Here is a 25,487-nt window from a genome sequence, read left to right as displayed (position 1 = left end):
GAGGCGGGAGGCGACGGTGACCTCTGGCGTCGCGGCGTTGTGGTCGCACCGCAACTCCCTGCGCATCCTCGTCAAGCGCGACCTCGCCGTGAAATACCAGCAGTCGGTGCTCGGCTACCTCTGGTCGCTCATCGAGCCCCTCGGCATGGGCGCCATCTACTGGTTCGTCTTCGGTGTCCTCTACTCCCGCGACACCACCCGCCACCTGGGTGACGCGGCGGACTCGTACCCGCTGTTCCTGATCACCGGGATCTTCGCCTGGATGTGGACCAGTTCGGCGCTGAGCGAGGCCACCAACGCGCTCACCGGCCAGTCCCGGCTGATCACGACGATGAACGTGCCCCGCCAGGTCTTCCCGATCGGCCGGGTCACCGGTCGCTTCGCCGAGTACGCCGCCGGCCTGCCGATCCTGGTCGCCGTCGCCGTCGGCTACGCCGCGTACGACCGGATCGGGCTGGGCTGGTCGCTGCTCGCCCTGCCGCTCGCGGTGGCGGTGCAGGCCGTCCTGCTGGTCGGGCTCGCGCTGCTGCTCTCGGCGGTCAACGTGCTGATGCGCGACGTCGAACGCTTCATGCGGCTGATCATCCGGGTGCTCTTCTACGCGACGCCGATCATCTATCCGCTGAGCCTCGTGCGGGACGCCGACCTGCCTGGCTGGCTGAAGGCCGCGTACGAACTGAACCCGCTGGTCGGCATCTTCCAGCTCCACCACGCGGTCTGGTACCCGGACGAGTTCCCGGACGCCCGGCTGCTCGCCACGACGGTCGGCGTCAGCCTGCTGGTGCTGGCCGCCGGCTGGTGGTCCTTCCGCCGGCTCGAACCCGCCGTGCTCAAGGAACTGTGACGATGGCCGACCCGATCATCGAGGCGGAGGGGCTCGGCATCCGGTTCGTCCGCAACCGGCGCCGGCAGCTGCGGCTGCGCGAGCTGTTCATCCACCGGGGGCGGCGGGGCGCGGCGGACGGACAGTTCTGGCCGCTGCGGGAGGTGTCGTTCTCGGTCGGGGCCGGCGAGACCGTCGGCGTGATCGGCCGCAACGGCACCGGCAAGAGCACGCTGCTGCGGCTGATCGCCGGCGTGCTGATCCCCGACGAGGGCCGGATCCGGGTGCGCGGCGACGTCGCGCCGCTGCTGGAGCTCTCCGCCGGGTTCTCCAACGACCTGACCGGGCGGGAGAACCTCTACCTGGTCGGCGGGCTGCACGGGCTGTCGTCGGGCTACCTGCGGCGGCACTTCGACGACATCGTCTCGTTCGCCGGCGAGCAGGTGGAGCGGGCCATCGACACCTCGGTGCGGCACTACTCGTCCGGCATGAAGGTCCGGCTCGGCTTCGCGATCATCTCGCACCTGCCGCACCCCATCCTGCTCATGGACGAGGTGACCGCGGTCGGGGACGCGGAGTTCCGTAAGAAGTGTTATGCGACGATCGACCGTCTGCTCGGGGAGGGGCGCACTCTGGTGCTGGTGTCACACAACGAAAAGGACCTGACCCGGTTCTGCCGTCGGGGGCTCTACCTCGACGGCGGCCGGCTGAGCGTCGACGGCACGATCGCCGAGGCGCTCGACGCGTACCACACCGCGGTCCCGCGGTGACGCTCGCGATCGTGCTCGCCGTCGACGCCCCGGCCGCGAGCCTGCCCACCCGCGCGGGCGAACCCCTCGCCGACCGGCTGGCCGCCCAGTTGCGCCGGGCCGGGGCGGACGAGGTGCGCCGCGCCGCCGACCTGGACGAGCTGGCGGCCCTGGTCGACGCGGCCACCGGCCCGGTGCTGGTCACCGGCGCCGACCTGGTCGCGCACACCGCCGTCCTGCGGCACCTGGCGACCAGCCCGGTCGGGCCGACGGTGGCGCTGGTGCTGACCGACCCGCCCGGCGACGGCCGCGCGGCCGTGCGCGAGGAGCGCGGCCAGGTGGTCGAGGCCGGGTCGCCGGAGACGCTGAACGGCGACGCGACCGGCGTCTTCGGCGGGGCCCTGCGGGTCGGCGTCGACGACCTGCCGTCACTCGCCGCCGCCGCGCGGGCCGCCGCCGCCGGGGTGCTGCCCGGCGGCACCCCGTCGACCGCCGCGCCGCCGGTGACCGGGCCCGCCGTGGACCGGCTCTTCGCCGGTCTCGCCGGGCTCGGCGTGCTGACCTTCGCCCATCGGGTACGCCTGCTCGTCGCGCGCCGGGTGACCGACCCGGCGGGGCTGGCCGCCGCGGAGGCGGCCGTGGCCGCCGTCGACGAGGACCGGGCCGAGCTGAAGCTCTCGGTGAAGGAGCGCGACGACTTCTTCACCACGTTCTTCGTCAGCACCTGGTCGCCGTACGTGACCAAGGCGTCGGCGAAGCTCGGGCTCGGCCCGACCGCCGTCACGATGATCTCGGTGGCGTTCGCGGTGGCCGCCGCGGTGCTCTTCGGCGTCGGCGGGCGGCCGGCGCTGGTCGCCGGGGCGGTGCTGCTCTACCTCGGCTTCGTGCTCGACTGCGTGGACGGGCAGCTCGCCCGCTACACCCGGCACTTCAGCGCCTGGGGCGGCTGGCTGGACACGATGGCCGACCGCGCGAAGGAGTACGTGGTCTACGCCGGCCTCGGCTACGGGGCGACCCAGGCCGGGTTCCGGTACGGCTGGGCGCTGGCGATCGCCGCGATGACGCTGCAGACCGTGCGGCACATGACCGACACCTGGTACGGCGTGCTGCACGACGAGGCCGCCCGCCGGCCGAAGACGGTCGGCACCTCCGGCGGCGGCATCGGTGACAGGCTGAACGCCGCCTCCAACCGGGTGCAGGCCGACACGGGGTCGGTGTCGTACTGGCTGAAGCGGACGGTGGTCTTCCCGATCGGGGAGCGCTGGGCGCTGATCGCGCTGACCGTGGCGCTGTTCGGGCCGCTGGTCAGCCTCTACGCGGTGCTGGCGTGGGGGGTGCTGGCGTTCGCGTACACCGGGGCGCTGCGCACGCTGCGCGCGCGCTGGATGTGGGTGCCCGTGCTGGACACGGTCGACGCCACCCTGCACCGCGACGACGGGCCGCTGGCCCGGCTCCTGCCGGTGGTCCGCCCGTTGGGCCCGCTGACGCTGGCGGTGCTCGCGGCGCTGGGGCCGGCGGCGCTGCTGGTGGCGGCGCTGGTCGCGACGGACGGCGCCGGGGCGGACGGGCTGCGCTGGGCGGTGCCGGTCGCGCTGCTGGTGCTCCTGGCCGGCGGCCTCGGGGCGGGGGCGGCGCACAACGGGCCGCTGGACTGGCTGGTGCCGGCCGCGCTGCGGGCGGGCGAGTACCTCTTCGCCATCGCGGTCGGGGTGGTCGGCGACGTGCCGCCGTGGCTGGTCTTCGGCTACGTCTTCGTGCTCACGCTGCACCACTACGACCTGACGGCGCGCCTGGAGAAGCGGCAGTCCGCGCCGCCGCTGCACGGCGTCACGCTGGGCTGGGAGGGGCGTTCGGTGCTGCTGGCCCTCGCGGCGATAGTCGGAATTGCGGGGATCGGGATGGCTACACTCGGAACGTACCTTCTCGTGGTTTTCGTGGGGAGTGTCGTTCTCGCCTGGGTCGTCCTGCCCGCCCGCGCCGCGCGGGCGTCGGTGGGCCTGGCCGGTGCGGGAGGCCGCTCGCCGGGCTGACGGAGGGGCCGGCCGATGACCCTGATCAGTTTCGTCGTGCCGGCCTTCCGGGTGCAGGGCTACCTGCGCGAGTGCCTGGACTCCATCCTCGGTCAGCCGGTCGCCGAGATCGAGGTGATCGGCGTCGACGACTGCTCGCCCGACGACAGCGGCGAGATCCTCGCCGAGTACGCGGCCCGCGACCGACGGATGCGCGCCGTCCGGCTGACGGAGAACGTGGGGCTCGGTCCGGCCCGCAACATCGGGCTGGACCGGGCCGTCGGCGACTACGTCTGGTTCGTCGACGGCGACGACTGGCTCGCCCCGGAGTGCCTGGTGGAGGTGGCCGAGCGCCTCCGGGCCACCCGGCCGGACGTGCTCCTGGTCGACCACGTGCGGACGCACTGGAACAACGCGACCACCGGCAGCGCGATGCCGGAGGTGTTCCCCGAGCCGCCCGGCGACACCTTCCGGCTGCGGGAGCGGCCCGAGACCCTGCGGCTGCTGCACACCGCCTGGAACCGGCTGGTGCGCCGGCAGTTCCTGATCGACGAGGGGCTGCGCTTCGCCCCCGGCTGGTACGAGGACGTCTCGTTCAGCTATCCCGTGCTGATGGCCGCCGAGCGGATCGGCGTGCTGGACCGGGTCTGCGTCAACTACCGGCAGCGGCGGGCCGGCGCGATCACCAGGACCCGGGGCGACCGGCACTTCGAGGTGTTCGACCAGTGGCACCGCGTGTTCCGGCTGATGGACTCCTGGGGCCCGCGGGTCGACGACCTGCGCCCCGCGGTGTTCGAGCGGATGATCTGGCACTACCTCACGGTGCTCGGCAACGGGCAACGGATCGCCCCCGAGCTGCGCCCGGCCTTCTTCGCGCAGATCACCACCGACCACGCGCGCTGGCTGCCGCCCGGCGGCTATCCGGCGCCCGGGGGCGCCGAAGGGCTCAAGCACCGCCTGGTCGCCGCCGGCCGGTGGCGGACGTTCAGCGCGCTGCGCACCGCCTACCGGGCGCGCGACGCCGCCCGGCGTACGGCGCGGAGCACCAGGCGGCGGGTGGCGCCTCGGGCCCGGCGGGCCGCCCGACTCACGCGGGACGCGCTGCTACGCGAGTACTACCGCGCCGAACTGCGCCGGCCGGTCGACCCGACGCTGGCGGTCTACGCGGCCTACTGGTACCGCGGCTACGCGGACAACCCGGCCGCCGTCTACGAGGCGGCGCGGCGGCTGGCCCCCGGGGTTCGAGGGCTGTGGATCGTCCGGCGGGACCGGGTGCACACCCTGCCGCCCGGTGTGGAGTACGTGGTGGCCGGCACGCCCGCGTACTACCGGGCGCTGGCCCGGGCGCGCTGGCTGGTCAACAACGTCAACTTCCCGGACTTCGTCCGCAAGCGGCCGGGCACCGTGCACGTGCAGACCCACCACGGCACCCCGGTCAAGGTGATGGGACTCGACCAGCAGCGGTACCCGATCGGCGCGGTGGGGATGGACTTCGCCGGGCTGCTGCGCCGGGTGGACCGGTGGGACTACAGCGTCAGCGCGAACAGCTTCTCCACCCAGATGTGGGAGCGGGCCTACCCGGCCGCGTACACCACCCTGGAGGTGGGCTACCCGCGCAACGACCGGCTGGTCACCGCGACCGCCGAGGAGGTGCTCCGGCTGCGCGGGGAGTTCGGCCTCGGCCCCGGCGAGCGGGTCGTCCTGTACGCCCCGACGCACCGGGAACACCTGCCCGGCTACCGGCCGCCGTTCGACCCGGAGCGCCTGCTCGACGTGCTCGGCCCGGCCGGCCGGCTGCTGATGCGCAGCCACTACTTCCACGACCGCGACCGTCGCGCCCGACGCCCGGTCGACCGGGACCGGGTGCGCGACGTCAGCGCCCACCCGCGCGTCGAGGACCTCTACCTCGTGGCGGACGTGCTGATCACGGACTACTCGTCGGCGATGTTCGACTACGCCGTGCTGGACCGGCCGATCGTCGTCTACGCCCCCGACTGGGAGGCGTACCGGCTCGCCCGGGGGGTCTACTTCGACCTGCTCGCGGAGCCGCCCGGCGCGGTCGCCACCGACTTCGCCGACCTGCTCGACCTGTTCCGTTCCGGCGCGGTCGACGCGGAGGCGGCGACGAAGGCCCGGCAGCGGTTCCGGGCCCGGTTCTGCGCGCTCGACGACGGCCACGCCGCCGAGCGGGTGGTCCGCCGGGTCTTCCTCGGCGAACGGCCGGAGCCGACCCCGGGCGGCTGCTGACCGGTCGGGGCGTCCCGCCCGGTGGGCGTCACATGACCGTCACGGGTCGAACATGGCACGTTTACCCGATGTGCGAGGCCAATGATCCTCGTCACAGTCATTCGGGTTCGGTCCACGAGCTGGGGGGAGGGCACGGTGACCACCGTCGCGCTCAAGGATGTCACAAAGGTTTTCCGGGACGGCACCCTCGCCGTCGACAGCATCAACCTCGACGTCAACGACGGCGAGTTCATGGTGCTGCTCGGCCCGTCGGGCTGCGGGAAGTCCACCGTCCTGCGGATGGTCGCCGGGCTGGAGGACCCGACGTCGGGCGCGGTGCTGCTCGACGGCGAGCTGGCCAACGACCTGCCGCCGCGCGACCGGAAGATCGCCATGGTCTTCCAGGACTTCGCGCTCTACCCGCACATGACGGTCAACGACAACATCGCCTTCCCGCTCCGGCTGGCCGGGGTGGAGCCCGAGCCGCGCGGCGAGCGGGTCACCGACGTGGCCAGCGCGCTCGGCATCGGCGACGTGCTCGGCCGCAGGCCCAGCCAGCTCTCCGGCGGGCAGCGTCAGCGGGTCGCGATGGGCCGGGCGATCGTCCGCCGCCCCGGGCTGTTCCTGATGGACGAGCCGCTGTCCAACCTCGACAGCGGGCTCCGCGCCGAGCTGCGCGCGGAGATCTCCGGCCTGACCCGCGAGCTGGGCGTCACCACCATCTACGTCACCCACGACCAGGCCGAGGCCCTGACCATGGCCGACCGGGTCGCCATCATGCGCAAGGGCGTCCTCCAGGACGTCGGCACCCCCACCCAGGTGTACGGCCGCCCGGCCACCCTCTACGTGGCCGCGTTCCTCGGCAGCCCCCGGATGAACCTGCTGGAGGCGTCGGTCTACGTCCACCTCGACCGCTACGTCACCCTCACCCTCGGCGAGCAGGCGCTCTATCTGCCCTGGGACGACATCCGCAGCCGGGCGGTCGCGCACTACCACGGCGAGCGGATCGTGGTCGGGATGCGGGCCGAGGCGCTCACCCCGGTCGCCCCGGACACCCAGGGCGACGTGCTGCACGGCCGGATCCGCTACCTGGAGCACCACGGCCACGAGTCGCTCGCGTTCCTCGACATCGGGGCCACCGCGATCGTGGTGGACGAGATGGGCGCCCGCGTCGAGGCCCCCGTCGACCAGCGCGGCCTGCGCCGCCTCGGCCAGGTGGTGCAGCGGCTGACCGGACGGGCGGCGGAGGAGGAGCCCGCGCCGGCCGTCGGGACCCGGACCAGCGTGCTCAGCGACCCGGGCCGGCACCACCGCCGCCCCGCCGAGCTGGCGGTCCGGCTCGCGCCGTACCCCTCGGTCGCCGCCGGTCACCCCCTCGCCGTCAGCGTCCGGATGGACGCGCTGCACTTCTTCGACGAGCGGGGTGACCGCATCGACGTCGGCTGGCGCTGACGGCGGCATCCGGCAGGCGTCCCCGGGGCGTCGGGTTGTGGTCGAAGTTACCGGCTAGTAACGTCGGGGCATGACCATCGACTCGCGCCAGGTGGCGGCCGGCATGCTGGAGGCGGTGCCGTTCGCCCGTACGCTCGGTCTCGAATTCGTCGAGGTGGCCCCCGAGGCGCAGGGCGGGGTGCGGGCCGTCGTCCGCCTGCCCGACTCGCCGGCCACCCACAACCACGTCGGCGGGCCGCACGCCGGGGCCATGTTCACCCTCGGCGAGACCGCCTCCGGCGCGGTCGTGCTGGCCGCGTTCGGGCAACTGCTCGACCGGGCCACGCCGCTGGCGGTGCGGGCCGAGATCGCGTACCGGAAGCTCGCCCTGGGGCCCGTGCTGGCGACGGCGCGGCTCGTCCGGCCCCCCGCCGAGGTGGTCGCCGAGCTGGACGCCGGCCGGCGGCCGGAGTTCCCGGTCCGGGTGGAGATCGCCACCGAGGAGGGGAAGCCGACCGGGGAGATGACGGTGCTCTGGACGCTGCGCCCGCACTGAGCCGTTCCGGGCAAGCGGTCGGAAACCGGTTTGCCGGCGCGGCGGTGTGGATAGATTCGTACCGTGCTGGGCCTGCCTGCTCACGTGACCGCCTGTCTCTTCGATCTGGACGGTGTGCTGACGCAGACCGCCCGGGTGCACAACGCCGCGTGGACCGAGACGTTCGACGGCTTCCTGCGCCGGCGTTCCGCCGTCACCGGTGAACCCTTCCGCCCCTTCGACCCCGGCCCGGACTACAACCGTTACGTCGACGGCCGGCCACGCGCCGACGGGGTGCGGACCTTCCTCGCCTCCCGGGGGATCGTGCTGCCCGAGGGCACGCCCGACGACCCGCCCGACGCCGACACGGTCAACGGGGTCGGCAACCGCAAGAACGTCCTGCTGCTGGAGCGGCTGCGCACCCACGGCGTGGACGTCTACCCCGGCTCGGTCACCTACCTGAAGGCCGCTGCCGCCGCCGGCCTGCGCCGCGCGGTCGTCACCGCCAGCGCCAACGGCCGGGAGGTGGTCGCCGCCGCCGGCCTGGAACCGCTGCTGGAGGGGCGCGTCGACGGGCTGGTCGCCCGCGCCGAGGGGCTGCGCGGCAAGCCGCACCCGGACACCTTCCTCGCCGGGGCCCGGCTGCTCGGGGTCGACCCGGCCAACGCCGCCGTCTTCGAGGACGCGCTGGCCGGGGTGGCAGCCGGCCGGGCCGGCGGGTTCGGCCACGTGGTCGGGGTCGACCGGGTCGGCCAGGCCGCGGAGCTGCGCGCCCACGGCGCCGACGTCGTGGTGACCGACCTCGCCGACCTGCTCGACACCGGGCGGTCCGCGTGATCAGGGAGCGCGCGTATCCCGTCGAGCCGTGGCACGTCCGGGAGACCCGGCTGGACATGGACGTCCTGGCCCAGTCCGAGTCGGTGTTCGCGCTCTCCAACGGCCACGTCGGGCTGCGCGGCAACCTCGACGAGGGCGAGCCGCACGGCCTGCCCGGCACCTACCTCAACTCCTTCTACGAGCTGCGCCCGCTGCCCTACGCGGAGGCCGGCTTCGGGTTCCCCGAATCCGGCCAGACGATCGTCAACGTCACCAACGGCAAGCTGATCCGGCTGCTGGTCGACGACGAGCCGCTCGACGTCCGCTACGGCGAACTCCTCGCCCACGAGCGGGTCCTCGACCTGCGCGCCGGCACCCTGCACCGGGAGCTGCACTGGCGTTCCCCGGCGGGCCGGGAGGTCAAGGTCCGCAGCACCCGGCTGGTCTCCTTCACCCAACGCGCGGTCGCGGCGATCAACTACGAGGTGGAGGCGGTCGACGGCCCGCTGCGGCTGATCCTGCAGTCGGAGCTGGTGGCGAACGAGGCGCTGCCCCCGCAGAGCCGGGATCCCCGGGTCGCGGCCGTGCTCGAGTCGCCGTTGCAGGCCGAGGAGGAGCTGACCACCCCCGACGGCGGGCTGCTCATCCACCGGACCAAGGTCTCCGGGCTGCGGGTGGCCGCCGCGATGGAACACGAGGTGTACGCCCCGGCGCGCAAGACCATCCAGTCCGAGGGATACGAGGACTGGGTGCGTACCACGATCGGGTGCGTGCTCAAGCCGGGCGAGACGCTGCGGGTGGTCAAGTACCTGGCGTACGGCTGGTCGAGCCGCCGGTCGCTGCCGGCGATGCGCGACCAGGTCGAGGCCGCCCTGACGGGGGCGCGCCTGGACGGCTGGGACGGGCTGCGCCGGGAGCAGCGCGAATACCTCGACGAGTTCTGGGGCACCGCCGACGTGGTGGTGGAGGGTGACCCGGAGATCCAGCAGGCCGTCCGGTTCGGCATGTTCCACGTCCTCCAGGCCGGCGCCCGGGCCGAGCAGCGGCCGATCGCCGCGAAGGGCCTGACCGGCCCCGGGTACGACGGGCACGCCTTCTGGGACACCGAGATGTTCGTCCTGCCCGTGCTCACCTACACCCACCCCGCCGCCGTCCGGGACGCCCTGCACTGGCGGTACCGCACGCTGGCCGCCGCGCACGAGCGGGCCCGGACGCTCAACCTGGAGGGCGCCGCGTTCCCCTGGCGCACCATCGAGGGCCCGGAGTCGTCGGGCTACTGGCCGGCGGGCACCGCCGCCTTCCACATCGCCGCCGGCGTCGCCGACGCGCTGCGCCGCTACGTGCAGGTCACGCAGGACACCGACCTGGAACGGGAGATCGGGCTGGAGTTGCTGGTGGAGACCGCCCGGCTGTGGCGGTCGCTGGGCCACCACGACCGGCACGGCCAGTTCCACATCGACGGGGTCACCGGTCCCGACGAGTACACGGCGGTGAAGAACGACAACATCTACACCAACCTGATGGCGCAACGGAACCTGATCGCCGCCGCCGAGGCGGTGATGCGCTACCGGGACGAGGCGTTCCACCTCGGCGTGACCGACGAGGAGGCCGCCGCCTGGCGGGACGCGGCGGCGGCCATGCACATCCCGTACGACGAGGAGATCGACGTCCACGAGCAGGTGGAGGGGTTCACCCGGCTCCAGGAGTGGGACTTCGCGCACACGCCGCCGGAGAAGTACCCGCTGCTGCTGCACTACCCGTACTTCGACCTCTACCGCAAGCAGGTGGTCAAGCAGGCGGACCTGGTCCTCGCCATGCACTGGCGGGGCGACGCGTTCACCCCCGAGCAGAAACTGCGCAACTTCCTCTACTACGAACGCCGGACGGTGCGGGACTCGTCGCTGTCGGCCTGCACCCAGTCCGTGCTGGCCGCCGAGGTGGGCCACCCGGAGCTGGCGCACATCTACCTGCGCGAGGCCGCACTGATGGACCTGCACGACCTCAACGAGAACACCCGCGACGGCGTGCACATGGCGTCGCTCGCCGGCGCCTGGATCGCCCTGGTGGCCGGGTTCGGCGGGCTGCGCGATCACGACGGCACGCTGTCGTTCGCGCCGCGCCTGTCCAGCCGGCTCGGGCGGCTGGAGTTCTCGCTCCAGTGGCGCGGGATGCGGCTGCGCGTGGACGTCCGGCCGGACGAGACCACGTACGCCCTGCGCCACGGCGACCCGGAGGACGTGCTGGAGCTGCGCCACCACGGCGAGACGGTCCGCGTCACCTGTGCGGAGCCCGTCACCGTGCCGATTCCGCCGGCGGAGGTCTCCGGGCCGGCCCCGGAGCAGGCGCCGGGCCGGGCCCCGCTGCTCCGACTGCCCGAGAACGAGCCGTGACGCGCCGCCGGCCCGCCCGTGGGGCGGGCCGGCGGCGTTGGTCAGAGCGGCCTGCCCTGCGACGGGCGGCCGGCGGCGTCCCGGGGCGCCATCGCCCGCGGGTCGTCGGCCGTGCGCGCCTGGGCCGCCTCGTCCGCCCAGTCCCGGCCGCGTTCGGTGTCCTGTTCGCGCCGTTCGCGCTCGGCGGTCTGCTGGCGGGACTCTCGCTGCTGCGCCATGGCGATCCTCGCGATCCGTCGGGGCGCGGTTGCGCCGGTACGGCCTGCGGTCATCCGCCGCCTACCCGACGCCCCCGGCGACAAACGCCGGGCGGACGGCCCCCGCTTGCCGGCCGGGCGGGCGGGTATGCGGGCCCTTGGGAGCGACGTACGGGACGGAGGCGGAGATGGACGTGCGCAGCAGCGAGGTGACGATCCCGGCGGGGGAGGCCGAACTCCCGGCCGACCTGCTGGTCCCGGCCGAGCCGACCGGCGTGGTGCTCTTCGCGCACGGCAGCGGCAGCTCCCGGCACAGCCCGCGCAACACGGCCGTGGCGCACGTGCTCAACCGCAGCGCCCTGGGCACGGTGCTGGTCGACCTGCTGACCCCGGCGGAGGACCGGGTGGACGCGCGTACCGCCGAGCTGCGCTTCGACATCGGCCTGCTCGCCGGCCGGCTCGCGGCGATCGTGGACTGGCTGGCGGCCGAGCGGCCCTTCGGCACGGTGCCGATCGGGCTGTTCGGGGCCAGCACCGGGGCCGCCGCCGCCCTGGTGGCGGCGGCGGCCCGGCCCGACCTCGTCGGCGCGGTGGTCTCCCGGGGCGGTCGTCCCGACCTGGCCGGCGCGGCCCTCGGCCAGGTGCGCGCCCCGACGCTGCTGCTGGTCGGCGGCCTCGACGAGCAGGTGATCACCCTCAACGAGCAGGCGCAGGAGGCGCTGCCGGACACGGCCGAGCTGACGGTGATCCCGGGGGCGACCCACCTCTTCGAGGAGCCCGGCACCCTGGAACAGGTGGCCCACAGCGCCGCCGACTGGTTCACCACCCACCTGACCCGCTGACTCTCGGCCCGCCCGGCGCGCGGGGTCGACCATGAGGTTGGCGACAGCGGCAGAGACCCACCGAATCGCCAACCGATGATCAACGGGGATCCGGAGCTGGGGTGCGGGGTTGGCGGTGTTGTTGCACGGTGTCGATGACGCGCCAGACGACGGCGGTGATCGGCACCGCGACGAAGGCGCCGGCGATCCCGGCGACCAGCGTGCCGGCGGTGACCGCCACCAGGATCACCGCCGGATGCAGGCGCACCTGACGCTTCATGATCAGCGGCTCCAGCAGGTTGCCCTCGATCTGCTGCACGGCGATCACGGCGGCGAGGACGAGCAGCGCGGTGACCGGCCCCTTCGCCGCGAGCGCCACCAGCACCGCGACCGCCCCGGCCACGGTCGCCCCGATGATCGGGATGAAGCCGCCGAAGAAGGTGATCAGCGCCAGCGGGAAGGCCAGCGGCACCCGGAGCAGCACCAGGGCCAGGCCGATGCCGATCGCGTCGATCGCGGCGATCATCATCGTGCCCCGGCTGTACGCGCCCAGCGTCCGCCAGCCGACCCGACCCGCCTCCGCCGTCACCGAGCGGTTCGGGCCGGTCGCCCGGGACAGCGTCCAGCGCCACATCGACCGGCCGTCCTTGAGCAGGAAGAACAGCAGCACGAGCGCGAGCAGCGCCGAGCCGAGCACCTCGGCGGCCGTCCGGGCCCCCGACACCGGGTCGACCGAGCCCTGCCCTAAGCCCTGTCGGGCCTGGTCGAGCAGGCGGTCGAGCTGCTGGTCGCTGACCGGCAGCGTGGAGGTGACGAACTCGCGGGTCCGCCGCAGGCCCTGGGTCAGCTCCTGGCTCAGCTCGCTGAACTGGCCCGCGGTCAGGTTCCAGACCAGGGCGCCGACCCCGAACAGCACGCCGAGCAGCAGCAGCACGGTGAGCAGGGCGGCCAGCGAGGCGGGCAGGCGGAGCCGGCGCAGCGCGAGCTGCACCGGATCGAGCAGCGCGGTGAGGAAGACCGTGGCGGCCAGCGCGATGGCCAGCGGCGCGAGCAGCACCGCGATCTTCCCCAGCAGGTAGAGCCCGGCGACGACCATCACCAGGCAGGCGCTCCACACCACGGCCGAGCGGACCAGCCAGGGCAGCGCCGCCCAGGTCTGCCGGGGCCCCGCCCCCCGGTCCGTCGTCCCTTCGGGCGTACGCCCGGCACCGTCTGCGACCACGTCGGTCCTCCTCGATCTCCGGCGAGTCGGTACCCGGCCGGCGTCCCCGCGACACCCGCGTCCCCTCACGCTAGATCCCTCGGACGTGGGTGAACGCCGACTGGGCGTTCCCGCCCTCCCTGCCGGGGGTCCGTCCCGTCGGGAGTTTGCGCCCGGACCGCAAGGGAAGGCTGAGACCGAACCCCGATTCGAGGAGGACCCGATGAGCGACTTCATGGACAAGGCCAAGGACTTCGCCGACAAGCACGACAAGCAGGTCGACCAGGGTCTGGAGAAGGGCGGCGACATGGCCGACCAGCGCACCGGCGGCAGGTACGACGAGCAGATCGACAGGGGCGTCGACCAGGCCCAGGCCCGTACGGGTGAGGGCGACCAGGTCCGCTGACCCCGTCGTACCCCTCCCGGGTCGCCGCACCGCCGGCGGCCCGGGAGCGTCTGGTCAGGACGATCGGCCGTCGCCGCTAGCCAACGATCGACGAATCTCGCTACCATCCGCAGTCGGAACATGACTCTTCGTGGAGTCAGCCCCCGACCGGACCGGCGTCCCCCTCGGACGCCGCGACGAGAGGAAGTCGATCGGTGACAGAGGCCCCCGAGACGACCCGACCCCAGCGCTATCCGTTCAGCGAGCCCGACCGGCTCAACCTCGACCCGCGCTACGCCCGGCTGCGCCGGGACGAACCGCTCAGCCGGATCCGGATGCCCTTCGGGGAGCCGGCCTGGCTCGCCACCCGGCACGCCGACGTCCGGACCGTGCTCGGCGACCCCCGGTTCAGCCGCGCCGCCTCCGTGGGTCGCGACGAGCCCCGCAACTGGGCACGGCAGCAGGACACCGGCATCCTGTCCATGGACCCGCCCGAGCACACCCGGTTGCGCCGGCTGGTGGCGAAGGCGTTCACCGCCCGGCGGGTGGAGGCGCTGCGTCCCCGTACCCGGAAGGTGGCCGACGAGCTGGTCGACGGGATGCTCGCCGCCGGCCCACCCGCCGACCTGGTGGAGCATCTGGCCACCCCGCTGCCGATCCGGGTCATCTGCGACCTGCTCGGTGTGCCCGTGACCGACCAGGACCGCTTCCACACCTGGTCCGAGGCTATCGTGTCGACCACCTCCCTCAGTCCGGAGGTGGCCCAGCAGTACATCGACAACCTGTTCGCGTACATGGGCGAGCTGATCGCGCGGCGGCGCCACGAGCCCACCGACGATCTGCTCGGCGCGATGGTCCGGGCCCGCGACGCGGACGACCGGCTCGCGGAGGAGGAGGTCGTGCGGCTGGCCGCCGGGCTGCTCGCCGCCGGCCACGAGACCACCGTCACCCAGATCCCCAACTTCGTGTACGTGCTGCTCACCCACCCCGACGAGTGGGACCGGCTGCGGGCGGAGCCGGCGCTGGTGCCGGGCGCCGTCGAGGAGCTGATGCGCTTCGTCCCGCTCGGCGCGTCCTCGGCCTTCGCCCGCTACGCGCTGGAGGACGTCGAGCTCGGCGGCGTGCTGGTGCGGGCCGGCGAGCCGGTGATCGTCTCGATCCCGTCGGCGAACCGCGACGAGACGGTCTTCGCCGAGCCGGACCGGCTCGACCTGACCCGGCAGGCCAACCCGCACCTCGGCTTCGGGCACGGGGTGCACCACTGCATCGGCGCGCAGCTCGCCCGGATGGAGCTCCAGGTCGTCCTGGAGACCCTGATCGACCGCACCCCCGGCCTGCGCCTGGCCGTCGACGAGGCCGAGCTGACCTGGAAGAGCGGCCTGCTGGTGCGCGGCCTCGTTGCCATGCCGGTGAGCTGGTGACCCGGTGAGCGGGCCGACGGAGCAGTGGCGGGTGCGGGTGGACCGGGCCCGGTGCATCGGGTCGGGGATCTGCGCGGGCACCGCGCCGGGGCACTTCGTGCTGGTGGACGGGGTGTCGCGTCCGCTGGCCGAGCGGGTGGCGCCCGACGAGGTGCTGGTGGACGCCGCGGACTCGTGCCCGGTGGAGGCGGTCGTCGTGTCCGAGGTGGACGGCCTGCGCCGGATCGCCCCGGAGCCGTGAGCGGGCCGGGCGTGCCGGCCGTCGCGCCGGCACGCCCACCCGGTCACTGGCCGGGGTAACGAACTCCGTTGATGTTGACGCGCAGGGCGTAGAGCGAACTGGACGCGCAGACGAACAGGTGGTTGCGCTTCGGCCCGCCGAACGTGAAGTTGGCGACCACCTCGGGCAGGCGCAGCTTGCCCAGCAGCGTGCCGTCCGGGTCGAAGCAGTGCAGCCCGTCGTATGCGGCGGTCCAGATCCGGCCGGCCGAGTCGAGGCGTACGCCGTCGAAGCTGCCCGCGTCGCACTCGGCGAACACCTCGCCGCCGCGCAGGGTGGCGTCCGCCCCGACGCGGAAGCGCCGCAGGTGCCGGTGTCGGGTGTCGGCCACGTAGAGCGTCGACTCGTCGGCGTCGAACGCGAGCCCGTTCGGCTGGCCGAAGTCGTCGGCGACCAGGCGTACCTCGCCGTCGTGCGGGTCGACCCGGTAGACGTGGTTGCCGCCGATCTCGCTCTCGGCGCGATGTCCCTCGTAGTCGCTGTCGATGCCGAAGCTCGGATCCGTGAACCAGATCGAGCCGTCGGAGTGCTCGACCACGTCGTTGGGGCTGTTCAGGCGCTGCCCCCGGTAGCGCTCCGCGAGTACGGTGTCGGTGCCGTCGGCCTCCGTGCGGGTGACCCGCCGGTTGCCCTGCTCGCAGCTCACCAGCCGCCCGCGCCGGTCGACGGTGTGCCCGTTGGCGTAGCCGGCCGGCTGCCGGAACACGCCGACCGCCCCGGTGGTCTCGTCCCAGCGCAGTAGCCGGTCGTTGGGGATGTCGCTGAACACCAGGTAGCGCCCGGCGGGGAAGTATGCCGGACCCTCCAGCCAGCGGCCCCCGGTGTAGAGCCGCTCGACCCACTCGTCGCCGTTGACCCGGCGGAACCGCTCGTCAAGGGCCTCGAAGTGAGCCTTAACCCGATCGATCATCAGACACCCTCCCGACTGCTGTTCGGTTGTACGCTAACACTGCCGAATGGCAGTCAGTGACAGATGTGATCTACAGAATGAGGTTCGGAGGGTGAGTGTGGACGACATCGACCGGAGGCTGCTGGCGGAGCTGCAACGGGACGCCGCCCAGCCGTACGCGGCCCTCGCCGCCGCGGTCGGGTTGTCGACCGGCGCCGTCCACGAGCGGGTACGGAAGCTGCGCGAGCAGGGGGTGATCCGGCGGACCACGGTGGACGTCGACCCCGCCGCCGTGGGCCGCGGCGTGCTCGCCTTCGTGATGATCGAGGCGAACGCCTGGATGGGGGACCGCCCCACCCACGAGGCGCTCGCCGCGCTGCCGGAGGTCGAGGAGGCGCACGTGGTGGCCGGGCCGGCCTCGCTGCTGGTCAAGATCAGGGCGGGGTCGCCCGAGCAACTCCAGGCCAGCCTGCGGCGACTGTTCCAGGTCGAGGGCGTCACCGGCACCCGGACCATCGTGGTGCTGGAGACGTTCTTCGACCGCCCGCCGGATCCGCTCGGCGAGTGAGACGCCGGTGGCCACGCCCCGGGCGGGGCGTGGCCACCGAACGGCCCGACGCGGTCAGCGCTGCTTCTCGCGCAGCTCCGCGGTCGACGTGGGACGACCGGTGAGCGCGTCCCGCATCCGGTCCACCAGGCCCGCGCCCGGGTTGAGCAGCTTGTTGACCGGCGGACGGTCCGGCGCGGCAGGGTGCGGCCGGGTCGGGGCCGACTTCTTCGCCGCCTCCACCCTCCCTGCCAGCTCGACCATCTCCTCGCGGGCGACCGCGGCCCGCAGCCGGGGGAAGAGGTCCGACTCCTCGTCCTGCACGTGGTGCCGGATCGTCCTGGTCAGGTGTGCCAGCACCTCGTCGAAGCGCGGCTCGGACGGGTCGAGCGACTCCAGCTCCTTCAGCGTCCGCTCCGCGTCGGCGTGCTCGGAGATCTCGTGCTCGGCGATCTGGTCGCCGTCCGGCAGCGCCTTGCGGGCGGTCGGATAGACGTACATCTCCTCGGCGACGGCGTGGCGGATCAGCTCGGCGATCATGACGTCGGCCAGTTGCCGGCGGTGCTCGGGGGTGCCCTGCCGGCTCTCCAGCTCCACGAAGAGCGCCTCGACCTCGCGGTGGTCCGCGGTCAGGACGTCGACGACGTCCTGACCGACGGCGTGGTGGGTGTCGGTCATTGTCTGCCCCTTACCGATTGCGGAACGGTCGGCTCTGAGCTGCTGGTACCCCCGAGCCACCGACCGAACCCACCGGCCGCCGAGGTCGTTCCCGCCGCGCCACGGACCCGTGGTGGCGGCCCCTGCCCCTGCTGTGCCGGCCCGAGCGGCCCCGTCGTTGGCGTCAGGACAGGACGGCGTTCAGGGTGTGGCGGGCGGTGTCGGCCATGACGGGATTGGTGTCGACGTAGTAGAAGAGGGCGCCGATTGCCTGGACGAGGGCCCAGCCGCGCCCGCGCGCCCAGGTAACGTCGTCGACCCCCAGCGCCTGGCGGTAGCTCTCCCGCCCCTGGGACGGCAACAGGTTCCACGCCGGCATGAGGTCGACCGCCGGGTCGCCGACGCAGACCGTTTCGAGGTCGATGACCGCGGCCAGCCGCCCGTCGCGGACCAGCAGGTTGCCGGGCATCAGATCGGCGTGGATCCAGACGTCCGGCCCGTCGTGCGGGGGCGCGTCCCGGCACTCCTGCCAGACGCGGGCGAGCCGGGAAGTGTCGACGAGGTGACCGCTCTTCGCCAGGCAGCGACGGACGTAGTCGTCCCGGGTGGGCAGCGGGCCGCCCCGGGTACGCCCGTTCCACGCCCGGCCGCCGGTGTCGATGCCGTGCAGCGCGCGGACGAAGCCGGCGAGGTCACGGGCGAAGCCGACCGGGTCGCCGATGCTGCGGGCGCTCACGACCTCGCCGGGGATCCAGCGGTACGCCGTCCAGGGCCCCGGGTAGCCCTCGCCCGGCTCGCCAAGGGCCAGCGGTTCGGGAACCTGGAGGGGAACGTGCGCGGCGACGCGGCGCGCGCTCTCCTGCTCGCGCCGCAGGTCGTCGAGGAGTTCCGGGTCGAGGCTGGGTCGCAGCGGAAACCGGAGGACGATGTCCTCGCCGAGGCGGAACAGGGCGCTCACGGTGCCGTGCGAGGCGATCGGGCGCACCGGAAGGCCGCGCCACCGGGGAAACTGGTCGGCCACCAGCGCGGTGACGACGTCAACCGGGACGTCGATCTGGTCGGCGTGCATCTTCACCAGCCGATCATGGGCGAGGGCGGACCGGCCGGGCGACTCCATTTTCGCCGCTCGCGGCGCCCGCGCGACGGCGGTCACGGCGCTGCTGGCCGTGGCCGCCGTCCCCGCGACGGCCTCGTGCGTCCGCAGGCGGTGCGAAGCCGACGTCCCACAGCGTCGGCGCTCCGGTCGCGGGGGCGGGACGCGCGCGGGCCGGCCCCCGACCTGAGGGGACCGGCCCGCGGGAGGTGCGTCGGGTCAGGACGAGTAGCCGCGCTCGGCGATCCAGTTGGCGACCTTCTCCAGGGTCATCCAGTACTCGCCCTCCGGGGAGGCCGGGTCGGCGATCCGGATCAGGTCGCCGCCGTCCCGGTAGCCCACCAGGGTCAGGTAGTGCCCGCCCTCGTACGACTGCGGGTGGCCGTCGGTGTCGACCGCGGTGCCCTTGACGTTGGCCACCACCGGCCGGCCCTCGTCCAGGGCGGCGATCACGTCGGCGCGCAGCCGGTCGACCTCCTCCGGCTTGGCCGCCGGGCCCGGGATCTCGGTCGTCCGGTACCGGCCGCCGGTCAGTTCGTTGAGCACCCGGGTGGTGTCCAGGGCCGAGTCGGTGCCGGCCTCGGTGGTGCCCAGCATCTTCGCGACCTCGTCCTGGGGCAGCGCCTTGCCCTGCGCCGACAGGGCGATCCGGGTGGCCGCCGGGCCGCAGTAGTAGAAGTTGGGCTGCGCCTGGTACTCGATGCCCACCATGCGCTCGGCCCGCCTGCCGGCGCGACGGTCCTTGTCGTGGCGGCCGCCCTTGTCGGCCTGGTCCGCCCGCCCGCCCTTGTCGGTGTGCACCGAGGCCACCGGGGCAGTCGTCACCGGCGCGGCCTGGGCGGCCACCGCCGGTCCGGCGATGCATCCGCCGGCCACCAGCAGGCCGGCGACGGAGAGACCGCTCCTGTGAATGATCGGCTTCATGGTCGGGCTCCAATCGGGGGTTTGACGCCTCCGGGGGCCGGAGGCGCAAGCACCGGGAAAGGCGCTCGCCTGGAGGGGATTCGACGGCCCGGACCGCGTCGGTCCGCCGGCGTACCAGGGATCCAACGGCCCTGCTTCGCCGTCATTCCGGGCCCACGGCCGGGGTTCCGGCCGCACGATGAGATGCAACGGCGCCGGGGGCAGCGCGATTCCGGCGTACGGATGCCGCTCGTCACACGGTGACGTGCGGCCGAGCCCAGGGGCCTGCCGTCGGGCGGGCGCGGGTCGGGCCGGGTGGGTCCCGAGCGGCGCCTACGGTCGGGCGGGCGCGAGCCGGGCCCGGGCCGAATCGGTCAGACGATCACAGACTGCCCAGCAGGCGCGTCACGGCGATCTCGATGACGACCCGTTCGGGATTGGGACGCGGCGTCCGGTACCGGTCGGCGTACCGGCGCTCGGCCTCCGCCACGGCGGCCCGGTCGGTGCGGACGACGGCCCGCCCCTCGATGGTGAGCCAGCGCCGCCCGTCGACCTGACAGACGGCCACCGGGGCGCCTCCGGATCCTGCGGCGGCGACCTGGCGCGCCTTGCGGGACGTGCCGCTGGTGATCACACGGGCCAGGCCCGCCGCCGCGTCGAAGGTGACCCCCACCGGCACGACGTGCGGGGTGCCGTCGGCGCGCACGGTGGTCAACGTGGCGAGGTGCCGCTCCCGGCAGAACGCGACGACCCGCTCGTCGTGCGGTGCCAACCGATGGTCGCCGGCCATGTCCGTCCCCTGTCCTCGCGGTGCGGCTCCGATCATGGCACGAACCGCTCGGGTCGGGACGCAACGGGCGTGGGGCAGACCGCCGGGCGGCAGAGTCGTCCGGTCAGGGCACCCGGCGGCCGGTCCGGTCGGCGGGCGGGGCGCCGGGTGCGCCGGGCAGCGGGGGATTACCGGCGCGCCGCCGCTGCACCAGCCGGCCGAGGTAGATCAGCGCGCCGGTCAGCACGGCCATGTCGTCCAGGTAGATCGGGTCGGGCAGCAGGTCGATCGGCAGCACGGTGTAGAGCAGCGCCCCGTAGAAGGCGACCTTGCCGTTCACCCCGAGCGTGCCGAGCAGCCGGCGGGTCCGGATCACGCGGACAGCCAGCAGCACCGCGCCGACCAGCGTGGCGAGCGCCACGACGCCGACGACGATCCACGCCTCCCTGGACATACGGCCACGCTAGCCCAGCCGGGCCAACCCTGCCCGGAACCGCCGGGCCGGCCGCGCCGCTCAGTACGCGGCGACGGCCGCCCGCCCCCGGGCCACCGAGGGCACCTCGCGGCCGGACACCGCCGGGAGTTCCCCGGTCTGCTCGCCCGTCCCCTCGATCAGCGGCAGCAGCGACGGCGACTCCTCGGGGCGGCTGTTGGCCGCGGCGAACGCCTCGTCCCGCAGGCTGCGCGCGGCCTCGGCGGCGCGTTCGGCGGCCCGCCAGGCGGCCTGCTCCCGGTCCCGGGCGGCTTGCTGCCGCGCGAACAGGTTGTCCCGTACCGCCCGGCGCAGCGCCAGCTCCTGCTCGACCGGGTGCAGGCGCGGATCCCACCCGTTCCGGTGTGCGAAGACGTCGCTGAGCTGGTCCACCGAGAGCTCCTTCCGCCAGTACGCGTCCAGCGCGGCCCGGTGCAGGAAGCGCTCGCGCTCGGCGTACTCGGCCGGGGTCCGGGGGGTGCTCGGCAGGGGCATCGCCTCGGCGGTCGCCAGCCGGCGGACGTCGGCCTCGGCGGCCTCGTACGCCTGCCAGGCCGCCTCGACCGCCTCCTGCGCGGTCAGCCACTCGGCCCGCATCCGGGCGGCGGTGGTGCCGGCCCGCTCCGCGGCCACCGCGATCTCCTCCGCATACCGGGACCGCTCGCGCTGCTCCTCGGCACGTTCCAGCTCGCTCGGCATCGCCGCGCGCCGGATGCGGGCACCCGCGTCGAAGCGGAGTCGGCCCGGCCGCAGCAACAGGCCGGCGACGGTGACGGCGACGACGCCGAGCAGGCTCAGCCAGATCGCGGCGGCCCGCGGCACATCGAGCAGGACGGAGGAGAGCACGGTCTGCATGGTGAGCACCTCGCGGTCGATCGAGGGAAATCGACGTGTGGTCGTGCCCGGCTGGCGGGCGGCTAAACATCGTGGACGCGTGTGGGCGTATGTCGGCAGGTGGTCGTCTCCGGCGGGGCCCGCGGGAACGGTCGGACGGGCGGCGCCGAGGCGGAGGCGGCCGGGGCGGCGTGGCGGTCCACGCGGTGGCGGGCCGGAGCCGTGGCGGCCCGAGTGCCAGGAGGCGGCCCGGTCGGCCCGGCCTCGCGCTGCGGGAGGAGGCCCCGCCGCAGCGGCCGGTCGCCTCGGAGACGGTGGCCTATGGGTCAGGCGGTCGGCGGACCGCGCCGGGTGGGAACTCCCCGACCGGGGTCGCGGGCCGGCACGTCCAGGCGGGTGGTCGACGCGACCGGGGTCTCGGCCCGGCGGACGGTTGGCGAGGCGGCCGCGTCGACCACCCGCTCGGCGGCCGGCTCCCGGCGCGGCAGCGGCCGGTCGACCGGTGTGCTCGCGGCGACCGGTGTGCTCGCGGCGACCGGGCTGAGGGTGGGGGCGGCCGGCGCCGGTGCGGCGGTCACGCCGCCGAGGCCGACGGCGAGCACCAGCGCGGCGACGGCCAGCCGGGTCAGCTCGCGCAGCGAGCGCAGCGTGACCGACCAGAACGGGTCGGTGGACGCTGTGGACGGCACTCGTCCAACCTATCGCCCATGCGCGGGCCGTGCAGCGCGGCGGCGGTGTCGGACCGGGTGACCGCCACCACGCCGTCCGGGGTGGACCAACCGGGTGCGGGATTTGCAGTTCTGCCGGAAGCCACGGGGGAACCAGTGACGTTAGGTTGCGCTGATGTGGATGTCGTGGTTCTTCGTGATGTCACTCCTGGCGGTGATGGTGGGCATTCTGCTCGGCATGTACGAGCGGCTCCGCCCCTCGGTCGCGCTGAAGCGGGCGTTCCACGTGCTCGTCCTGGCCGGGGCCGGGCTGATGCTGCCGGTTCTCGTCGTCGCCGGGTTGGACGAGCCGGTGAACTGGTTCCTGGCCGCGCTGCTGGCCGGGATGCTTGCCCTGACGCCGTGGATGTTGCGGGACAAGTCCCGGTCACGGTCCTGATCCGGCTCCGGTGGGGCGACCGCGTCGGCTCGCGTCGGCGGCGCCGGGCCACGGTCGCCGGGGAGGGCGGCGGATCGGTACGGTGGAGCGCATGATCCTGCCCCCCAGCCGTACGAGCGCGGAGGCTCATCTCTACATGGACCTGCGGCCCTGCTCCTGCGGCGAGACGCGGTTCGCCCGGCAGAGCGCGGTCGTGGCGCTCGAGGACGGCGACCTGGCCGCCCGCTACACCGGTGCCTGCCCCGCCTGCGGCCAGCCGCGTGAATTCACCTTCCGGCTGCCGGCCGAGCCTGCCGTGATCCCTGCCGGTGGCTTCCGCTACGGCGGGGACGAGCCGTCGCAGCTGCTCGATCCCGGCGAGTGGCTCCGGGTGGCCGACACGTACGCCAGGTCGGTGCCGGCGGTCGGGGACGCGGGGCCGCGGGCCCGGGCCACGCTGATCCGGGCCGTCGCGGCGCTGGACGAGGTGCTCAAGTTCATCCCGCCCGGCGAGGACGTGGTGCCCGCCGCAGCCTGCACCAGCGAGTGGGGACGCGACCTGCGCCAGCGGGAGCCGGGCCGATTCCGCCGCGGCCGGCTGGCCGCGGCCCGCGACACGTACGCCGGGATGCTGCCGCAGGCCGTCTGAGCGGACCGCGAGTCGTCCTCGATCCCCTCACGGCACCGGCGCGACCCGGGGCCGGGATGCCGGCCGCATCGCGCCGAACCCTTCCGGCAGCCACACCGTCCAGCGCGGTCGGTTCTCAGGCTCGCCAAGTCCCGGAAACGGCGATCCTCACCGGCGGGCCTCGTCCAGACAGGCGGCGTTCGCGCCGACCAGCAGGGGCAGCGCGGCCAGGAACTCGCGCAGCACGTGCCGGGGGTCGTGCTCGCGGGCATCCGCCACCTCGGCCCGCGCGCCGGCGTCGGCGAAGACCTGACAGACGTCCCAGAGGCTGGCGCCCACGCTGCTCCACTGCCACACGTCGTGCACCAACGCCGGCAGCCGCAACACCGGCGCGGTGCCGAAGAGGCCTACGCCGTAGCGCAGCGGGTCGTCGGGGGTGTTGCCCAGCGACACCATGAGTGGGAGCACCCGGTGCGCGCGGGCGAAGTCCACCACGTCCGGCGCGTCCGGCGTGATCTCCACCAGCAGGCCGTCCTCCAGGAACTCCGCGACGATGCGGTGCGGGTCGGCCACGCCGAGCTGCCTGGCGGCATCGGTCACGGCGGTCCGGTCCCAGATGGCGTCGGGCCGGTCCAAAGGGCGGTGCGCCGCGGCCCAGACCGCGAAGGCCTGCGGGTCCTCCAGGGTCACCGAGAGGCGGCCGATGCTCAGCGAGTGGTACTTCACCGGGGCGCCGACGGCCGGGTGGAACTCCCCGGTGTAGCGCCCCACCGGCAGGATCAGCGGATCGGCCATCGCGGGGTTCCTCGTCGTGTCGGTCACGGCAGCGGCTCCAGGTAGACGACGCTGGCCGCGAGCAGGAGGTGGGCGGTACGGAGGAACGCGGTGAGCAGCCGTTCCGGGTCCACCAGGTCCGGTTCGGTGCCGCCGGCCTCTCGTTCCTCGTCGGCGAGCGCCTGGCACATCGTCCAGAGGCTCTCCCCGGACGGGCATCGTTCCCACATGTCGTAGACCGTGCGCGTGACGCTCACCACCGGGTGCTCGAAGAAGCCGATGGACCAGAGCCAGGGTTGCTCTGCGCTGTTGCCCAACCCGAGCATGCGGGCGCCGACCCGGTGCCGGCGGGCGAACTCCACCGCCTCGCCGGGGACGACCTCCACGGCGAGCCCTTCCGCCAGCAGCCCGTGCAGCAGCGGGGCGCTGTCGACACCGGGCAGCTGCGCGGCGGCCGCGTCGCGTACCGCGGGCAGGGTCCAGGGCTCCTCGGGCGCTCGGTCGCCGGTGCCGTGCGCCAGCGCCCACAGGGTGAAGCGCTGGTCGTCCAGCTCCCACACCTCGTCGCCGAGGCGGACCCGGTGGTAGCGCTCGGTCGAACCGGCCACCGGGTGGAAGGTGCCGAAGAACTGCCCGACCGGCAGCAGCAGGGCCTGCGCGGTGTGTGTCGTCGTCATCGCTGCTGATCCTCAGGTCGCGTGGCCGACCACGGCTGGTCGTCATGCTGGGAGTGGCCGGGCTCGCCGGGCCGGATGATCTGCACCGGCGGCAGGTCGGACAGGTCGATCGGAGTCAGCTTGCCGAGGAAGTACCCGAACGAGCGGGCCACCGGAACCAGGTGCCGCTCGCGCCCGGCGGCACCGTCAGGACCGATCGCCCCGCTCAGGCCGGCATCCGGCAGGAAGTACACGCCCTCCTCCGCCATGTCGCGCGGCCGCAGCGAGAGCACCAGCAGACCGCCGGAGAGGTTCGCGATGACCAGCCAGGTCGGCGACAGCCAGGGATCTCGGTGTACGCGCTGAGCGTGCACCAGGTCGAACGGCGGGTACTGGGGATGAACGCCGAGCAGGGGACGTTCCGGCAACACGGTGAAGGGCAGGCCGGGGACGTGGTGCTCGACCTCGGGCTGTGCCCCGTTGTTGTCACGCAGCCAGTCGCGGTAGCTCGGCGGCAACGAGATGCCGAGTTCGGCCTCCACCGCTTGTAGCTGCGCGTCGTCGAGCTGACCGTAGGGCCGCAGCCGGGCGGACTTCCAGACGTGGCCGGTTGGTGGCGTCATCACCTCGTTCTCGTCGACCCGTCGGACGATCACCCGCCACTCGTCCGCGTTCTTCATGTCGACGTCCGCGAAGCGCCAGGTCTCGTCGCCCACCGGGAAGGTCTCGCCCAGGGTGACCTCGTGGTGGGGGGATTCCTCGCTCCGGTGGGGCATGACGGCGATTTCGCACCGGACCGGAGGGCCCTCGTTGATCCACCGGACGCCGAGCCGCGCCGGCCCGATGTCCGACGGCACGTTGTTGCGGATGGACATGACGTCCGTGTAGGAGCGCA

General features: G+C 73.7%; 26 protein-coding genes and 1 pseudogene. 15 read left to right on the top strand and 12 right to left on the bottom strand.

The window, feature by feature from the left end:
- The first annotated feature begins 16 nt into the window (after window positions 1-16).
- The 8 genes from GA0070606_RS13420 to GA0070606_RS13385 all read left to right on the top strand — a co-directional run bounded on the left by GA0070606_RS13420 (window position 17) and on the right by GA0070606_RS13385 (window position 10,979).
- On the top strand, window positions 17-844 hold the full coding sequence (locus tag GA0070606_RS13420; protein WP_091107690.1) for an ABC transporter permease: 828 nt from the start codon (window positions 17-19) through the stop codon (window positions 842-844).
- A 2-nt stretch (window positions 845-846) separates the two neighbouring features.
- Window positions 847-1,593, top strand: coding sequence for an ABC transporter ATP-binding protein (locus GA0070606_RS13415; protein WP_091098838.1), 747 nt, complete (start codon window positions 847-849; stop codon window positions 1,591-1,593).
- Window positions 1,590-3,602 carry a DUF5941 domain-containing protein gene (locus GA0070606_RS13410; RefSeq protein ID WP_091098836.1) on the top strand — a complete coding sequence of 671 codons (2,013 nt, stop codon included), beginning with the start codon at window positions 1,590-1,592 and terminating at the stop codon, window positions 3,600-3,602. Before GA0070606_RS13415 ends, GA0070606_RS13410 begins: the two co-directional genes overlap by 4 nt.
- 15 nt (window positions 3,603-3,617) lie before the next feature.
- A complete protein-coding gene (locus GA0070606_RS13405; RefSeq protein ID WP_091098832.1) occupies window positions 3,618-5,828 on the top strand; it encodes a bifunctional glycosyltransferase/CDP-glycerol:glycerophosphate glycerophosphotransferase in 2,211 nt (736 codons plus the stop codon).
- Between the two features lie 135 nt (window positions 5,829-5,963).
- Entirely contained in the window at window positions 5,964-7,259 is a 1,296-nt protein-coding gene (locus GA0070606_RS13400) for an ABC transporter ATP-binding protein (RefSeq protein ID WP_091098829.1), read from the top strand.
- A 70-nt stretch (window positions 7,260-7,329) separates the two neighbouring features.
- Entirely contained in the window at window positions 7,330-7,794 is a 465-nt protein-coding gene (locus tag GA0070606_RS13395) for a DUF4442 domain-containing protein (RefSeq protein ID WP_091098826.1), read from the top strand.
- Window positions 7,795-7,857: 63 nt separating this feature from the next.
- A complete protein-coding gene (locus tag GA0070606_RS13390; RefSeq protein WP_091098822.1) occupies window positions 7,858-8,610 on the top strand; it encodes an HAD-IA family hydrolase in 753 nt (250 codons plus the stop codon).
- Window positions 8,607-10,979, top strand: a complete 2,373-nt coding sequence (locus tag GA0070606_RS13385; protein WP_091098818.1) for a glycoside hydrolase family 65 protein — start codon at window positions 8,607-8,609, stop codon at window positions 10,977-10,979. The genes GA0070606_RS13390 and GA0070606_RS13385 overlap by 4 nt, the downstream gene beginning before the upstream one ends.
- 41 nt (window positions 10,980-11,020) lie before the next feature.
- On the opposite strand, the gene GA0070606_RS32500 is transcribed toward GA0070606_RS13385, so the two are convergent.
- Window positions 11,021-11,197, bottom strand: a complete 177-nt coding sequence (locus GA0070606_RS32500; protein WP_176737312.1) for a hypothetical protein — start codon at window positions 11,195-11,197, stop codon at window positions 11,021-11,023.
- Between the two features lie 167 nt (window positions 11,198-11,364).
- Here GA0070606_RS32500 and GA0070606_RS13380 point away from each other — a divergent pair, with 167 nt between their 5' ends.
- The gene (locus tag GA0070606_RS13380; protein WP_091098815.1) at window positions 11,365-12,018 is read left to right on the top strand and encodes a dienelactone hydrolase family protein; all 654 of its coding nucleotides are present in this window, start codon (window positions 11,365-11,367) and stop codon (window positions 12,016-12,018) included.
- 79 nt (window positions 12,019-12,097) lie between these two features.
- Here the strand turns inward: GA0070606_RS13380 and GA0070606_RS13375 are convergent, their stop codons facing one another.
- Window positions 12,098-13,219 (bottom strand): AI-2E family transporter, encoded by a 1,122-nt coding sequence (locus GA0070606_RS13375; RefSeq protein ID WP_091098812.1) that lies wholly within the window; start codon window positions 13,217-13,219, stop codon window positions 12,098-12,100.
- Window positions 13,220-13,421: 202 nt separating this feature from the next.
- Between GA0070606_RS13375 and GA0070606_RS13370 the strand changes: the two genes are divergently transcribed.
- From GA0070606_RS13370 to GA0070606_RS13360, 3 genes are all read left to right on the top strand, one after another.
- A complete protein-coding gene (locus tag GA0070606_RS13370) occupies window positions 13,422-13,604 on the top strand; it encodes an antitoxin (RefSeq protein WP_091098809.1) in 183 nt (60 codons plus the stop codon).
- A 194-nt stretch (window positions 13,605-13,798) separates the two neighbouring features.
- On the top strand, window positions 13,799-15,004 hold the full coding sequence (locus GA0070606_RS13365) for a cytochrome P450 (protein ID WP_091098805.1): 1,206 nt from the start codon (window positions 13,799-13,801) through the stop codon (window positions 15,002-15,004).
- A 4-nt stretch (window positions 15,005-15,008) separates the two neighbouring features.
- Window positions 15,009-15,245 (top strand): ferredoxin, encoded by a 237-nt coding sequence (locus tag GA0070606_RS13360; protein ID WP_091098801.1) that lies wholly within the window; start codon window positions 15,009-15,011, stop codon window positions 15,243-15,245.
- A 43-nt stretch (window positions 15,246-15,288) separates the two neighbouring features.
- Here GA0070606_RS13360 and GA0070606_RS13355 read toward each other — a convergent pair whose 3' ends face one another.
- Window positions 15,289-16,194, bottom strand: a complete 906-nt coding sequence (locus GA0070606_RS13355) for an SMP-30/gluconolactonase/LRE family protein (protein WP_218106012.1) — start codon at window positions 16,192-16,194, stop codon at window positions 15,289-15,291.
- 97 nt (window positions 16,195-16,291) lie between these two features.
- Here GA0070606_RS13355 and GA0070606_RS13350 point away from each other — a divergent pair, with 97 nt between their 5' ends.
- A complete protein-coding gene (locus GA0070606_RS13350) occupies window positions 16,292-16,741 on the top strand; it encodes an Lrp/AsnC family transcriptional regulator (protein WP_245724939.1) in 450 nt (149 codons plus the stop codon).
- 54 nt (window positions 16,742-16,795) lie between these two features.
- Here GA0070606_RS13350 and GA0070606_RS13345 read toward each other — a convergent pair whose 3' ends face one another.
- The 7 genes from GA0070606_RS13345 to GA0070606_RS13315 form a co-directional block, all read right to left on the bottom strand.
- Window positions 16,796-17,398: a hemerythrin domain-containing protein gene (locus GA0070606_RS13345; RefSeq protein WP_091098793.1), complete on the bottom strand. Its 603-nt coding sequence runs from the start codon at window positions 17,396-17,398 to the stop codon at window positions 16,796-16,798.
- A gap of 163 nt (window positions 17,399-17,561) precedes the next feature.
- On the bottom strand, window positions 17,562-18,446 hold the full coding sequence (locus GA0070606_RS13340; RefSeq protein WP_091107688.1) for an aminoglycoside phosphotransferase family protein: 885 nt from the start codon (window positions 18,444-18,446) through the stop codon (window positions 17,562-17,564).
- 243 nt (window positions 18,447-18,689) lie between these two features.
- Complete coding sequence (locus tag GA0070606_RS13335; RefSeq protein WP_091098789.1) at window positions 18,690-19,394, bottom strand: C39 family peptidase; 705 nt, start codon at window positions 19,392-19,394, stop codon at window positions 18,690-18,692.
- 361 nt (window positions 19,395-19,755) lie between these two features.
- Window positions 19,756-20,163 (bottom strand): pyridoxamine 5'-phosphate oxidase family protein, encoded by a 408-nt coding sequence (locus GA0070606_RS13330; protein WP_091098786.1) that lies wholly within the window; start codon window positions 20,161-20,163, stop codon window positions 19,756-19,758.
- 103 nt (window positions 20,164-20,266) lie between these two features.
- Window positions 20,267-20,596 carry a DUF1232 domain-containing protein gene (locus GA0070606_RS13325; RefSeq protein ID WP_091098782.1) on the bottom strand — a complete coding sequence of 110 codons (330 nt, stop codon included), beginning with the start codon at window positions 20,594-20,596 and terminating at the stop codon, window positions 20,267-20,269.
- 60 nt (window positions 20,597-20,656) lie between these two features.
- On the bottom strand, window positions 20,657-21,469 hold the full coding sequence (locus GA0070606_RS13320; RefSeq protein WP_091107687.1) for a hypothetical protein: 813 nt from the start codon (window positions 21,467-21,469) through the stop codon (window positions 20,657-20,659).
- 305 nt (window positions 21,470-21,774) lie between these two features.
- Window positions 21,775-22,137 (bottom strand): hypothetical protein, encoded by a 363-nt coding sequence (locus tag GA0070606_RS13315; protein ID WP_091098779.1) that lies wholly within the window; start codon window positions 22,135-22,137, stop codon window positions 21,775-21,777.
- 154 nt (window positions 22,138-22,291) lie between these two features.
- Between GA0070606_RS13315 and GA0070606_RS13310 the strand changes: the two genes are divergently transcribed.
- Both GA0070606_RS13310 and GA0070606_RS13305 read left to right on the top strand, forming a co-directional pair.
- Window positions 22,292-22,555 (top strand): hypothetical protein, encoded by a 264-nt coding sequence (locus GA0070606_RS13310; protein ID WP_091098775.1) that lies wholly within the window; start codon window positions 22,292-22,294, stop codon window positions 22,553-22,555.
- A gap of 91 nt (window positions 22,556-22,646) precedes the next feature.
- On the top strand, window positions 22,647-23,183 hold the full coding sequence (locus GA0070606_RS13305; RefSeq protein WP_091107686.1) for a hypothetical protein: 537 nt from the start codon (window positions 22,647-22,649) through the stop codon (window positions 23,181-23,183).
- A 147-nt stretch (window positions 23,184-23,330) separates the two neighbouring features.
- On the opposite strand, the gene GA0070606_RS13300 is transcribed toward GA0070606_RS13305, so the two are convergent.
- The gene (locus tag GA0070606_RS13300; protein WP_091098769.1) at window positions 23,331-23,957 is read right to left on the bottom strand and encodes a hypothetical protein; all 627 of its coding nucleotides are present in this window, start codon (window positions 23,955-23,957) and stop codon (window positions 23,331-23,333) included.
- Window positions 23,958-23,980: 23 nt separating this feature from the next.
- Window positions 23,981-25,467, bottom strand: a pseudogene (locus tag GA0070606_RS34015) (DUF6406 domain-containing protein).
- Window positions 25,468-25,487: the final 20 nt, after the last annotated feature.

Origin of the sequence: Micromonospora citrea, from assembly GCF_900090315.1 — a bacterium.
GTDB classification, from domain to species: Bacteria; Actinomycetota; Actinomycetes; order Mycobacteriales; family Micromonosporaceae; genus Micromonospora; species Micromonospora citrea.
The sequence above is the reverse complement of the archived record's forward strand: the minus strand, read 5'-3'. Positions and strand labels throughout refer to the sequence as shown.

Coding starts and splice junctions, on each gene's coding strand:
- GA0070606_RS13415 (WP_091098838.1), top strand. CDS start 847: ATGGCCGACCCGATCATCGAGGCGGAGGGGCTCGGCATCCGGTTCGTC.
- GA0070606_RS13405 (WP_091098832.1), top strand. CDS start 3,618: ATGACCCTGATCAGTTTCGTCGTGCCGGCCTTCCGGGTGCAGGGCTAC.
- GA0070606_RS13395 (WP_091098826.1), top strand. CDS start 7,330: ATGACCATCGACTCGCGCCAGGTGGCGGCCGGCATGCTGGAGGCGGTG.
- GA0070606_RS32500 (WP_176737312.1), bottom strand. CDS start 11,197: ATGGCGCAGCAGCGAGAGTCCCGCCAGCAGACCGCCGAGCGCGAACGG.
- GA0070606_RS13380 (WP_091098815.1), top strand. CDS start 11,365: ATGGACGTGCGCAGCAGCGAGGTGACGATCCCGGCGGGGGAGGCCGAA.
- GA0070606_RS13370 (WP_091098809.1), top strand. CDS start 13,422: ATGAGCGACTTCATGGACAAGGCCAAGGACTTCGCCGACAAGCACGAC.
- GA0070606_RS13355 (WP_218106012.1), bottom strand. CDS start 16,194: ATGATCGATCGGGTTAAGGCTCACTTCGAGGCCCTTGACGAGCGGTTC.
- GA0070606_RS13345 (WP_091098793.1), bottom strand. CDS start 17,398: ATGACCGACACCCACCACGCCGTCGGTCAGGACGTCGTCGACGTCCTG.
- GA0070606_RS13340 (WP_091107688.1), bottom strand. CDS start 18,446: ATGCACGCCGACCAGATCGACGTCCCGGTTGACGTCGTCACCGCGCTG.
- GA0070606_RS13335 (WP_091098789.1), bottom strand. CDS start 19,394: ATGAAGCCGATCATTCACAGGAGCGGTCTCTCCGTCGCCGGCCTGCTG.
- GA0070606_RS13330 (WP_091098786.1), bottom strand. CDS start 20,163: ATGGCCGGCGACCATCGGTTGGCACCGCACGACGAGCGGGTCGTCGCG.
- GA0070606_RS13325 (WP_091098782.1), bottom strand. CDS start 20,596: ATGTCCAGGGAGGCGTGGATCGTCGTCGGCGTCGTGGCGCTCGCCACG.
- GA0070606_RS13320 (WP_091107687.1), bottom strand. CDS start 21,469: ATGCAGACCGTGCTCTCCTCCGTCCTGCTCGATGTGCCGCGGGCCGCC.
- GA0070606_RS13310 (WP_091098775.1), top strand. CDS start 22,292: ATGTGGATGTCGTGGTTCTTCGTGATGTCACTCCTGGCGGTGATGGTG.
- GA0070606_RS13305 (WP_091107686.1), top strand. CDS start 22,647: ATGATCCTGCCCCCCAGCCGTACGAGCGCGGAGGCTCATCTCTACATG.
- GA0070606_RS13300 (WP_091098769.1), bottom strand. CDS start 23,957: ATGGCCGATCCGCTGATCCTGCCGGTGGGGCGCTACACCGGGGAGTTC.